Genomic DNA, 11,705 nt, shown 5'->3' on the forward strand with positions numbered 1-11,705 from the left:
AACGCTGGTGGCAAGCACGACTGCTGGCGCGGGATCAGCCGGCGCGAGGCGGCGTCATGATCTGTGCGGCCAGCAGCATATCCGGGGTCTCGCCATCGCGGGCCAGCGGCAGAATCAGCCCTTCAAAATTCGCCGACATGCCGGTGGCGGTGGTCCCGCTGACACTGGCCCAGAGCGGCTGGCGCGCCTGCATCGCCTGCAGATAGGCGGCATGGGCGCGCAGCGCGAAATGCGGGTCGGGATGCTGGTCGAGGAACCGCCCGGTCAGATCGAAGCCGCGGTAATCCGTCACCGCGCTGCCGAACAGCCGATAGCGGAACCGCGGTCCGGTCTCGGCCGAAACGATATCGAGCAAGAAAAGATGCCCGAGCAGATAGGCCAGGTCTTCCGGCTGGAAATCACCGCGTGACGGCAGGCTGCGGCCGGCACGCCAGCGATCCCAGGCCTGCAACAGGCGCCGCAGCCGCTCATCGCCGATCTGTTGCAACACCTGGTCCGGCGGTGCACATAGCACGCCGTGTATCTCGGCGAGGGGTTGCGTCACAAGATTCACAATCGCTTCCTTTCGCACGGCGGCGCCGCGATCAGAATTCCTGCCCGTCGTCATGCCCGGCAGCAACGGCAGAAGCCGCGACCGGTTTCGTAGCGACGGCTTATGCGGCCGGACTGTTGCCCAGTTTGAAGAAGCCGACGAGTTCGGCCAGCTGGCGGCCCTGTTCGGCGAGCGACTGCGCCGAAGCCGAGGTCTCTTCCACCAGGGCGCCATTGCGCTGGGTCATCTCGTCCATGCTGCCGACGGCCGTGTTGACCTGCTCCAGGCCGGTGGCCTGCTCGCGCGAGGCCGCGGCAATCTCGGCAACGATATCACTCACCTTCTTGATCGCGGTGACGATCTCGGTCAGCGAGGCGCCGGTCTGGTTCACCAGCGCGGCGCCGGTTTTCACCTGGGCATTGGATTCCGCGATCAGCGCCTTGATATCCTTTGACGCATTGGCCGAACGCTGGGCCAGCGCCCGCACTTCCTGCGCCACCACGGCAAAGCCCTTGCCGGCTTCGCCTGCCCTCGCCGCCTCAACACTCGCGTTGAGCGCGAGCAGGTTGGTCTGGAAGGCGATCTCGTCGATCAGGCCGATGATATCAGCGATCTTCTGCGCACTGCCCTCGATCTTGGTCACCGCCGTCACCGCATCACTGACCACGCTGCCGCCCTTTTGCGCCGTGTCACGCGCAACAACCGCCAACTGGTTGGCAGCCTGTGCATTGTCGGCATTCTGCTTCACGGTGGCCGTGATCTCATGCATCGAGGCGGCGGTTTCTTCAATCGAAGCGGCCTGCGATTCCGTGCGACTGGCCAGATCCTGGCTGCCGGTGGAGATTTCCGAAGAGGCCTCGCGCACCATATGGGCTGTCTCGGTCAGCTTAAGGGCGAAGTCCCGCAATTGTGCACTGAGGTCATTCGCACTGCTCTTCAGCTTGCCGAACACCCCGCGATAATTACCCCGCACTGTCTTGCTGAGATCACCGCCGGCCATGGCCTCCATATTGCCGGCCAGCTCGCCGGTCACGGTCTGCAGGGTCTCGACCAGCTGATTGAGGTTCTGGCTGACAACGAGCAGGAAGCCATCTTTATCGTTTTCGACAATGCGGCTGCCAAGATCGCCCGCAGCAATCTGCTCCACCAGGGCAGCAATCTCCGTGCCGGCCTGGGCCTCGCGGTGTTCCCGCGCGGCGCGGCGTGATTCCGCCTCCTGGGTCTGCCGTGCCACCTGGGCCTCGGCCTCCTGACGAGCAATGGCATTGGTCTTGAACACCAAAACGGCCTGCGCCATCTGGCCGATCTCGTCGCGACGCGTCGTGGAAGGCACGTCGAGATCGACATTGCCCTGTGCCAGCCGGCGCATGATCTCGGTGAGAGTGGTCAGCGGTCCGTTCACCCGCCAAACCATCAGCATCAGGCAATAGCCTAGCAGCATCACAACGACCAGCGCGGCGATCGAACCGGCGATCAGCCGGATTTCATCCTCGGCCAGCTGCCGGGCGACAATCTCGTTGATTTCCGCATCCTGGAACTGGCTGGCCTGGCGCAGGGTCTTGCGGGCGGCGGCGGCATAATCCACCCATTCCTCATAATCCGCTTCGGTCAGCTTGGCCGTTTTCAGCTTGGCCGCAATTTTCGTGGCATAGGTATCTATATTCTGGAAAGCCTTGTCGAAATCCTGGTTCCAATATGCCGGACGCGGCTGACCGACAACGGTGCCAAGCACCTTGACGTGGTTCTGCACATCGCGATTGAAAGCTGCGATACGATCGGCCGAGCCGGGGGCGGAATACACGCCGGCCAGAACGCCCAGCAGGCGATTGTTCAATGCCTCGGTCGCCTGGAGAATGTCGGCGATCTCGGCCTTCTCACGCAGGTCATGCGTCGTGAAGGATTTCAGGAATCCGTCGCTCTGGTAGATCGCAAGCAACAGGAAGGCCGCCATGCCCATCGTGGTGATCGCGCCCAGAATCAACGAGATCGAGACCTTCAGGAAGGTCCGATGCATCACACTCAAACCCGACATGGTAGTGCTCCGTCATATTGCCTCCGGCATGTCATCTGCCGGTTTTCGTGTTGATCATAAAACATGAAGGCGGTGCGCCTGGCGCCCCGCCTTCATCGATCTGCAACGGTTTCAGTTCTCAACCGGGAATCCGCTGGCGCTCCAATCGGCCCAGCCGCTGCGCAGCCAGTTGACGTTCTTGAAACCCGCCGCCACGGCCGCCTTGACCGCGTAGACAGCGCTCCAGCCGTCAGTGCCATGGCCGTGAATGATGATCACGGCATCCTTGTCGGCGCCGAGGATCGCGGTATCCATGGTCTTGTCATTGGCGTTGACCGCCGCGCTGGCCGACTTCGCGCCCGGAATATGGCCGTCGGCAAAGGAGGCCTTCTTACGCACGTCGAACACCTTCGCACCCTTGGCCAGCAGCGCCTTGGCATCGGCCGCGGCAATGGTCTTGGCGCCGTCCAGCGTGGCCGGGGTCTCCCCGGTCTGGGCGAAAGCGGGCACCGTCATGGCAAGGCAAGGCAGCAGCACCAGAACCCGTGCCAGACGGGTCAATGTAATCCAACGCATCCGTATCTCCTGTTGTTCTTCTTCCGGAGCGCAGGATTGATTTCGCCGCGCCCTTATTGCGGGCCGGACGGTATGGACGTACCCCATAAAACTCAAATAACTAAACGATAACCTATCGGAATGCTTAGGATATTACCGTTTTGCGGGTATTCCGGTGCTAGAATTCTTGCCAGTCCTCGCCACCGGCCGCGGCAGCCGGTGCCGGTGCCGGTTTTGGTGTGGCAACCGGTTTCGGCGCCGGTTTTGCAGCCGGCTTGGCCGTCGCCACAACCGGCCGCAGGGCCGGCTTGGCGACCGGCCGGACAACAGCCGGTTTCGCCGCTGCAACCGGCGCAGCGGCTGAACGCACCATCGTGTCGCCACCGGTCTTGAAGAAGCCGACCAGACCGGACAATTCGCCGGCCTGATTGGCCAGATTTTGCGCCGAGGCCGATGTCTGTTCCACCAGTGCGCCGTTGCGCTGGGTCATCTCATCCATGCTGCCCACGGCGGTGTTGATCTGCTCCAGGCCGGTGGCCTGTTCGCGCGAGGCCGCCGCAATCTCGGCGACGATATCGCTCACCTTCTTGATCGCGGTAACGATCTCGGTCAGCGAGGCACCGGTGCGACCGACCAGATCGGCGCCGGTTTTGACCTGGCTGTTCGATTCCTGGATCAGCGCCTTGATGTCCTTGGACGCATTGGCCGAACGCTGCGCCAGGGCACGCACCTCCTGCGCCACCACGGCAAAGCCCTTGCCGGCCTCACCTGCTCTCGCTGCCTCCACGCTGGCATTGAGGGCCAGCAGGTTGGTCTGGAAAGCGATCTCGTCGATCAGGCCGACGATGTCGGAAATCTTCTTCGCACTGGACTCGATCTGGGTCACGGCCGTCACCGCATCGGCCACCACGCTGCCGCCCTTTTCGGCGGTATCACGGGCCGCGACTGCCAGCTGGTTGGCAGCCTGGGCGTTATCCGCATTCTGCTTCACCGTGGCCGTGATTTCATGCATCGAGGCTGCGGTTTCCTCGATACTGGCTGCCTGCGATTCCGTGCGCTGGGCCAGATCCTGCGATCCTGAGGAAATCTCGCCCGAGGCATCGCGCACGGTATTCGCGCTTTCGCCCAGGCGGGCAGCGAAATCGCGCAGCCGCGTCACGGTCTCACGCGCCGCATCGGCAAGGTTGCCGAAGGCGCCCTGATACTGGCCCGATGTCGTGGTGGTGAGATCGCCCTCGCTCAGACCGCGCAGAACCCGGCCCAGATCGGCCAGCACACCCTGCAGCGTATCGGCCAGGCCATTCATCTGCTGCGACAGATCGCGGAACACGCCATCCTTGCCGGCCAGATCGATACGGCGCGACACGTCGCCGGCGCCGATGGCAATGCAGAATTGCGAAATCTCGCGGCTGATCGCCGCTTCGCTGTCGCGCTGTTCGGTCATACGCAGCCGCTCCGTCTCGGCGCGGCCACGCTCGTCAGCCTCCAGCCTCGTCTTCTCTTCTGCATTGCGCTGGAAGATACCCAGCGCCTTGGCCATGTCGCCGATCTCGTCACTGCGGTCGCCATAGCCGATCTGCGCCGCCTGGCCCTCGGCAATGCGCGTCATCGTCGTCGTCATCGCGCCCAGCGGACTGACCACGCGGCGCAGGAAAAAGATCGCGCCGCCCAGCAGCAACAGCAGCGCGGCCAGGATAATACCTCCCTGGATGACCAGCGCCTGTGTGCGCTGGGCAATCAGATCGTCGGCGATCCGCAACGCCTCGGCCACAGCCGCATCGCGCAGGAAGCCAGCGAAATAGAGATTGGGGTTATGACGGGCACGAAACTCGGCGACCGTGAATGGCCATTGACCACCCTTGTCGCTGCCGGCAAGGATCTCGTCATACATGCCGGGAATGGTCTTGAAATAGGCCTGATAGGTCTTGTCCACCTCGGCCTTCAGCGCCGGCGAGGCACTGATCATCTGCATCGTCATGGTAACACGATCCCACAGCGCGGCGATGCGCCCGTTGAAATCGTGGTAGCGCAGCAAAACTTCCGGCGGGATCGGCTTGCCTGAAACGATCACATTGGTCATCGGCGTGGCGCGCGCGCTGCCAGTGGCACGCATGTCGGCGGCCAGCCGGGCCAGCACCATAGTCGCCGCGACATCGGAATCGGCCTGGCTGATCGCCGCATCATGGGCATTGAGCGCCGGCGTCATGCTGCCGACCAGATCGATGAAGGCCTGGGCATAGCCGCGCAGCACATCCTGCGGGCGCTCGGGCAACGGCCGGGCAAGGGCGGCATCCACCTTTTTGCGCCAGTCGAGCACCGTGGCCTGGGCCTGTTCGATCCGCCGCAGGTCGATCGCCGGATGCTGCAGCGCGCGCGCCTGAGCCAGCAGGGTCTTGAAAGCCTCATCCGTGGCGGCACGCGGCTTGGCAAGGGTATCAGATTTCGGATCGCCGATCCTGGCCTCGAACAGTGCAGCATTGTCGGCGCCGCGTTCAATACCGATCAGCTCATTGGCACGCATCAGCGAACCCTGCATCTCTGCGAGCCCGCGTGCCGTGACAGCGCTTTGCCGGTCGTTAAAGGCTTCGCGGATCATCACACCGGTCACGCCGAGCACAATCACGGCAATCAGCAGCATGAGGATCATGAAACTGTTACGGATACGCATGGGAAATCCTCCCTGAGCATGTCGCCGGCTTGCAGGCCGGCCTGTCGTTTCGCGAAAGAACGCGCGGCGCGCGCCCGATCAGAATTCCTGCCAGTCGTCGCCGCCAGCGGCGACAGCGGGCTTTGGGGCCGGTTTGGGTGCAGGCGCAGAAGCCGGAGCGGGCTTTGACGCCGGTTTCGGTGCCGCGGCAACCGGTTTCGGTGCGGCGGCAGGTGTTGGCCGCGCCGCCGGAACCGCCACGGGCTTTGCAGCAGCCGGTCTTGCTGCGGCCGGCACAGCGGCAGTCATGCCGCCGCCCAGCTTGAAGAAGCCGACGAGTTCGGCCAGCTGACGGCCCTGATCGGCCAGCGACTGCGCCGAAGCCGAAGTCTCTTCCACCAGGGCACCGTTGCGCTGGGTCATCTCGTCCATGCTGCCCACGGCGGTGTTGATCTGCTCCAGGCCGGTGGCCTGCTCGCGCGAGGCCGCGGCAATCTCGGCGACGATATCGCTCACCTTCTTGATCGCCGTGACAATCTCGGTCAGCGAGGCGCCGGTCTGGTTCACCAGCGCGGCGCCGGTTTTCACCTGGGCATTGGATTCGGTGATCAATGCCTTGATGTCCTTGGACGCATTGGCCGAACGCTGGGCCAGCGCCCGCACTTCCTGCGCCACCACGGCAAAGCCCTTGCCGGCCTCGCCCGCCCTTGCTGCCTCAACACTCGCATTCAGCGCCAGCAGGTTGGTCTGGAAGGCAATCTCGTCGATCAGCGACACGATGTCGGAAATCCGGCGCGCGCTCTCCTCGATCTGGGTCACTGCCGTGACCGCATTGGCCACCACGCTGCCACCCTTTTCCGCCGTGTCGCGCGCCGCAACCGCCAGCTGGTTTGCCGCCTGGGCATTATCCGCATTCTGCTTCACGGTGGTGGTGATCTCATGCATCGAGGCGGCGGTTTCCTCGATGGAGGCCGCCTGCGATTCCGTGCGTTGCGCCAGATCCTGCGATCCCGAGGAAATCTCGGCCGAGGCCGTGCGCACTGTCTGGCTGCTTTCGCCCAGCTTGCCGGCGAAATCGCGCAACTGCGAGACAGTCTCGCGGGCCGCTTCGGCCAGTTCGCCGAAAGCGCCTCTGTACTGGCCCGAAGCCGTGGCGGTCAGGTCACCATGACTCAGGCCCCGCAGCACGCGGCCCAGATCGCCCAGCACATTCTGCAGTGTATCGGCCAGGCCGTTCATCTGCTGCGACAGGTCGGCGAACACGCCATCCTTGCCGGCCATATCGATGCGGCGCGACACGTCGCCCTCGCCCACGGCGGTGCAGAACTGGGCGATCTCGCGGCTGATCGCCGCCTCGCTCTCGCGCTGCTCGGCCATACGAGCGCGTTCGGCCTCGGCACGATTGCGTTCATCGGCTTCCATGCGGGTCTTTTCATCGGCGTTGCGCTGGAAAATACCCAGTGCCTTGGCCATATCGCCGATCTCATCCGTACGGGCGCGATAGCCAATTTCTGCCGACTGGCCTTCAGCGATGCGCGTCATGGTGACGGTCATCGAGCCCAGCGGGCTGACCACACGGCGCAGGAAGAAGGCCGCACCGGCAATCAGCAGCACTACGCCGAGGCCGGCAAGACCTGCCTCAATCATCATGTGACGCGTGCGTTCGGCAATCAGCGCATCGGCCACCTTCAGGGAATCTGCAATCGCCGCATCGCGCAGATAGCCGGCCGTGTAGAGCAGCGGATTCTGCTTGGAGCGGAAATCGGCCATGGTGAAGGGATAGGGCTCGCCCTTGTCGCTGGCGGCACGGATCGCCGCATACATCGGCGGCAGGGTTTCATAGAAGGCCTTGCGGGTTTCCTCGACCTTTGCCTTCAGCTCGGGCGACGGATCGAGCGATTCCAGGCTCATGACGATGCGGGCCCAGATCGCATCGACCTTGCCGCTCTGCTCAGACAACAAAGTGGCGCTGGCCGGCGGGATCGGCTTGCCGGACGCAACGACATTCACCGTGGTGGTGCCGCGCACGCTGGCCTCGGCACGCATGTCGGCGGCCAGACGCGCCAGCTCTATCGGCGCGGAAACATCTTCATCAGCACGGCTGATTGCTGCACCGATGGCATTCAGCAGTGGTACGGTATCGGTGACCACCTTGGTCAGCGCCGGCACATAGCCGTTCATTACATCGGCAGGGCGTTCGGCCATCGGCCTCGTCAGGGCGGCTTCGGTGCGCTTGCGCCAGTCATCCAGCGTCGCCTTCATCGCCTGGATACGGCGGGTGTCGATGGCGGGATGGCCCGAGGCCTGGGCCGCAGCGAGTGCGGCGGCGATGGTGTCATCGGTGGTCTTGCGCGGCTTGGCAATGAACTCGTTGTTCGCATCCATCGTCTTGGTATCGCGCAGCGCAGCGTTATAGGCGCCGCGCTCGATGCCGAGCAGTTCGACGATGCGCAGCAGCTCGCCCTGCGTGGCAGCGAGGCCACGGGCGACGACGGCGTTCTGCCGGTCTTTATAGGCGTCGTTGATGATCTGCCCGGCCAAGCCGAGCACGATGACGCCGATGACGGCAACGAAAACAAGAAAGCTGGCACGAATGCGCATACCGATATCCCCTTCAGGCTCGCGAACCGGAGCCGTTTCATTACGGGGACCATAGCCGAAGCTCAGGGCACGACCTAAGCGTGATTTTCTCAGGTTACCGGGAATTAATACCGGGCGCTGGTGACGCAGTGCGGTACTGCGCGCATAGGGCGAAGTGGCGTGCCGCTGTCTGCTATCCGGATACTGACGATGACGGGATGTGGCTCAGGCAGGAAGGAAACCGGCTGCCATCGCAAGATGGCGGCCCCAAGCGACAAAGAAAACGGCTGCCATCTTGCGATGGCAGCCGTGGAAAACCGTCCGGGCGGAGGGGCGGGAAGCCCGGACGGGATGCGAAATATTTATTCGGCGGCGGCTGCCAGCGTGCTGGCGAGCGCGACTTCGCCATCCAGCGTCGCCGCCACTGCATGCACCACGGCGGCGATACGCACGGCAGCCTGCACCTGTTCGGCCGAGAGGCCGCCCTTGCGCAGCTCATGCTCATGGGCCGTGAGGCACATGCCGCAGCCGTTCACGGCCGAGACCGCGAGCGACCACAATTCGAAATCGACCTTGTCGACGCCGGGCTTGCCGATGATGTTCATGCGCAGCTTGGCGGGCATGGTCTTGTACTGGTTCTCGGCCACGCCTTCGCCCATCAGATGGACGAAGCGGTAGTAGATGTTGTTCATGCCCATGATGGCGGCAGCAGCCTTGGCGGCTTCGAACGCCTCCGGCGACAGCTTGGGCGCAAATTCGGCGACGATGGCCTGGATCACGCTGGGCTCGCGGGAGGCCAGCGCGGAGGCGATGAAGGTGCCGGCACGCTGCTGCTCGGTGAGGCCCGGCTCGGTGGCGAGCGAACCCAGGTTGAGCTTGAGATCGCGGGCATAGTCAGGCAGGCGGGTCTTCAGGCTTTCGAGGCTCATAGCGAGGCTCCTTTTCTTATCGTGCAGTCAGACTGGGGAGGCTTTCGCCGTGTCCCGGGATGAAGCGGGGTGGGACACGGCGAACCCTTAGGCGAGGCTCAGGCGGCCTTGAGGACGTCTTCGCCCTTCTGCCAGTTGCAGGGGCAGAGTTCGTCGGTCTGCAGTGCGTCGAGCACGCGCAGCACTTCGGCGGGGTTACGGCCGACGCTGAGGTCGTTCACCGAGACGAAGCGGATCACACCTTCCGGATCGACGATGAAGGTGGCGCGCAGGCAGACGCCCTCGGCCTTGTCGAGGATGCCGAGCTCCTGGCTCAGCTCGCGCTTGATGTCGGCGAGCATGGCGAACGGCAGATCCTTGAGGTCGGCGTGGTTGTTGCGCCAGGCCAGATGGACAAACTCGGAATCGGTCGAGACGCCGTAGACGACGGTGTCGCGGTCATTGAAGTCGCCGTTGAGCTTGCCGAAGGCGGCAATCTCGGTCGGGCAGACGAAGGTGAAGTCCTTCGGCCAGAAGAACACGACCTTCCACTTGCCCTTGTCGGACTCGCTGGAGATGTCGGTGAAGGCCTTCTTCGGATCGGTGGAAACAACGGCCTTCAGGTTGAAGGCGGGAAACTTGTCGCCGATGGTCAGCATGGGTAAACGCTCCTCTACTTGGTCTTGGTTGCAGTCCGGGGCGGCGGGGCTGGTCAGTGCTGTCCCGCTCGCAGTGATACTTAGATGCGTTCTAATTATTCGGCAAACAGATAATTCCGATAGAATTAATCGTCTGAGGCGATTATATAGCCTGCATGATCAGCTCACCTTCCCTGCGGCAGTGGCGATATCTGGTTTCCCTGGCGGAAAACCGCCATTTTGGTAAAGCGGCCGAGGCCTGTTTCGTCACCCAGTCGACCCTGTCTGCCGGCATCCAGGAGCTGGAAACCCAGCTCGATGCCGCCCTGGTCGACCGCACAAAACGCAAAGTGGTGCTGACCCCGCTCGGCGAGGAGCTGGCCGGCCGGGCCCGCGAGCTGCTGGGCCAGGCCGAGGACATGGTGCTGCTGGCGCGCGCCGCCGCGGTGCCCTTGAGCGGGCCGCTGCGGCTGGGCGTGATCCCGACCATTTCGCCCTTCCTGCTGCCGCGCGTGCTGCCGTCGCTGCGCAAGCGCTTTCCCGACCTGCGGCTGTTCCTGCGCGAAGACCTGACCGCGCGGCTGATCGAGCAATTGCAGAATGGCAAGCTCGACCTGCTGCTGATCGCCCTGCCCTATGAAGGCGGCGCGCTGGATACCATGACGCTGTTCGACGATGACTTCCTGCTGGCCTGCCGCAACGATCATCCGCTGGCCAAGCGCAATGCCGTGAAGCTGGATGACCTGGCCGATGCGCAGCTGCTGTTGCTGGAAGACGGCCATTGCCTGCGCGATCATGCACTCGCCGCTTGCCGCTTGCCGCCGTCGTCGCGCAGAGACGGTTTCGCCGCCACCTCGCTGCACACATTGGTGCAGATGGTGGATAGCGGACTCGGCGTCACCCTGCTGCCGCAACTGGCGTTGGATGCCGGTATCCTGCGCGGCACCGATGTGGCGGCGCGGCCGCTGCAGGGCGATGATGTCGCGCGCCATATCGGCCTGGCCTGGCGACGTGGCACGCAGCGCGCCAAGGAATTCACCCTGTTCGGCGAAGCCCTGGTTGCAGCCCTGCGTCAATCAGAGGGGCGACAGCCGGACGCATCATCACCTGCCAAGAAAGCCTGACCGCATGCCGAAGACCCTGATCCGCGTCGCCACCATCGATGACGCCGACACCATCGTGAGCCTGGTGCAGGCGCTGGCGATTTACGAGAAGGAGCCGCTGAGCAGCGTGAAGCTGACGGCTGAGGATATCCGTCGCGATGGCTTCGGTGCCGAAAAGCGCTTCGAGGCGCTGATCGCCGAGCTTGACGGCGAGCCGGTCGGCTTTGCGCTGTACTTCCATAATTACTCGACCTGGGAAGGGCGGGCCGGACTGTTCGTGGAGGACCTTTTCGTGCTGGAGCGTGCGCGCGGCCATGGCCTCGGCCGCCAGCTGATCACCGCGCTGGCGGCAATTGCCGATGCGCGCGGCTGCCGGCGACTCGACCTCAACGTGCTGGACTGGAATCCGACGCGCGAATTTTACCACCGCCTCGGCATTCAGCATAAGACCGAATGGCTGCCCTACCGTATGACCCAGCCGGCCCTCGCCCGCCTGGGCGATGCAGCCGATCCCGCATGGTTTCCCGGACGTCCGCAACGCTGACGGCAGTATGGGCTGACTGCAGTGCGGCATGAGAGTGTCGCGCGGACAAAAGCCTTTGTCGTTCAACGGCCGAGTGTGAGAGACTGAGCCCAGGCGGGAACCGCCCAGGGAGATGTCGATCCAGCCATGGTCAAAAACAGGCTCGCGACCGATGCCATGATCCGCCTGCGCGCCCGCGTCGGCCTGC

At 63.9% G+C, this 11,705-nt stretch carries 9 protein-coding genes; 2 read left to right on the forward strand and 7 right to left on the reverse strand.

The annotated features are described in order from the left end of the window. Window positions 1-34: 34 nt before the first annotated feature. The 7 genes from AAG799_RS12180 to AAG799_RS12210 form a co-directional block, all read right to left on the reverse strand. Complete coding sequence (locus tag AAG799_RS12180) at window positions 35-544, reverse strand: PAS domain-containing protein (RefSeq protein WP_341896207.1); 510 nt, start codon at window positions 542-544, stop codon at window positions 35-37. Between the two features lie 109 nt (window positions 545-653). Then, window positions 654-2,564: a methyl-accepting chemotaxis protein gene (locus AAG799_RS12185; RefSeq protein ID WP_341896209.1), complete on the reverse strand. Its 1,911-nt coding sequence runs from the start codon at window positions 2,562-2,564 to the stop codon at window positions 654-656. Window positions 2,565-2,675: 111 nt separating this feature from the next. Then, complete coding sequence (locus AAG799_RS12190) at window positions 2,676-3,119, reverse strand: rhodanese-like domain-containing protein (protein ID WP_341896211.1); 444 nt, start codon at window positions 3,117-3,119, stop codon at window positions 2,676-2,678. 157 nt (window positions 3,120-3,276) lie between these two features. Further along, window positions 3,277-5,766, reverse strand: a complete 2,490-nt coding sequence (locus tag AAG799_RS12195) for a methyl-accepting chemotaxis protein (RefSeq protein WP_341896213.1) — start codon at window positions 5,764-5,766, stop codon at window positions 3,277-3,279. A gap of 78 nt (window positions 5,767-5,844) precedes the next feature. Beyond that, window positions 5,845-8,346: a methyl-accepting chemotaxis protein gene (locus tag AAG799_RS12200; protein ID WP_341896215.1), complete on the reverse strand. Its 2,502-nt coding sequence runs from the start codon at window positions 8,344-8,346 to the stop codon at window positions 5,845-5,847. A 341-nt stretch (window positions 8,347-8,687) separates the two neighbouring features. Continuing rightward, window positions 8,688-9,254 (reverse strand): carboxymuconolactone decarboxylase family protein, encoded by a 567-nt coding sequence (locus AAG799_RS12205; protein ID WP_341896217.1) that lies wholly within the window; start codon window positions 9,252-9,254, stop codon window positions 8,688-8,690. 98 nt (window positions 9,255-9,352) lie between these two features. Further along, a complete protein-coding gene (locus tag AAG799_RS12210; protein ID WP_341896219.1) occupies window positions 9,353-9,892 on the reverse strand; it encodes a peroxiredoxin in 540 nt (179 codons plus the stop codon). Window positions 9,893-10,047: 155 nt separating this feature from the next. On the opposite strand from AAG799_RS12210, the gene AAG799_RS12215 reads away from it, so the two are divergent. Together AAG799_RS12215 and AAG799_RS12220 are read left to right on the forward strand one after the other, a co-directional pair. Then, window positions 10,048-10,995, forward strand: a complete 948-nt coding sequence (locus tag AAG799_RS12215; protein WP_341896221.1) for a hydrogen peroxide-inducible genes activator — start codon at window positions 10,048-10,050, stop codon at window positions 10,993-10,995. A 4-nt stretch (window positions 10,996-10,999) separates the two neighbouring features. Continuing rightward, window positions 11,000-11,518: a GNAT family N-acetyltransferase gene (locus AAG799_RS12220; RefSeq protein ID WP_341896223.1), complete on the forward strand. Its 519-nt coding sequence runs from the start codon at window positions 11,000-11,002 to the stop codon at window positions 11,516-11,518. Window positions 11,519-11,705: the final 187 nt, after the last annotated feature.

Origin of the sequence: Ferrovibrio terrae (assembly GCF_943371255.1) — a bacterium.
GTDB lineage: Bacteria > Pseudomonadota > Alphaproteobacteria > Ferrovibrionales > Ferrovibrionaceae > Ferrovibrio > Ferrovibrio terrae_B.

Bases quoted from the DNA above. Each gene is read 5' to 3' on its own strand.
- AAG799_RS12220 (WP_341896223.1), top strand. From the start codon at position 11,000: ATGCCGAAGACCCTGATCCGCGTCGCCACCATCGATGACGCCGACACC.
- AAG799_RS12185 (WP_341896209.1), bottom strand. From the start codon at position 2,564: ATGTCGGGTTTGAGTGTGATGCATCGGACCTTCCTGAAGGTCTCGATC.
- AAG799_RS12210 (WP_341896219.1), bottom strand. From the start codon at position 9,892: ATGCTGACCATCGGCGACAAGTTTCCCGCCTTCAACCTGAAGGCCGTT.
- AAG799_RS12215 (WP_341896221.1), top strand. From the start codon at position 10,048: ATGATCAGCTCACCTTCCCTGCGGCAGTGGCGATATCTGGTTTCCCTG.
- AAG799_RS12190 (WP_341896211.1), bottom strand. From the start codon at position 3,119: ATGCGTTGGATTACATTGACCCGTCTGGCACGGGTTCTGGTGCTGCTG.
- AAG799_RS12205 (WP_341896217.1), bottom strand. From the start codon at position 9,254: ATGAGCCTCGAAAGCCTGAAGACCCGCCTGCCTGACTATGCCCGCGAT.
- AAG799_RS12195 (WP_341896213.1), bottom strand. From the start codon at position 5,766: ATGCGTATCCGTAACAGTTTCATGATCCTCATGCTGCTGATTGCCGTG.
- AAG799_RS12200 (WP_341896215.1), bottom strand. From the start codon at position 8,346: ATGCGCATTCGTGCCAGCTTTCTTGTTTTCGTTGCCGTCATCGGCGTC.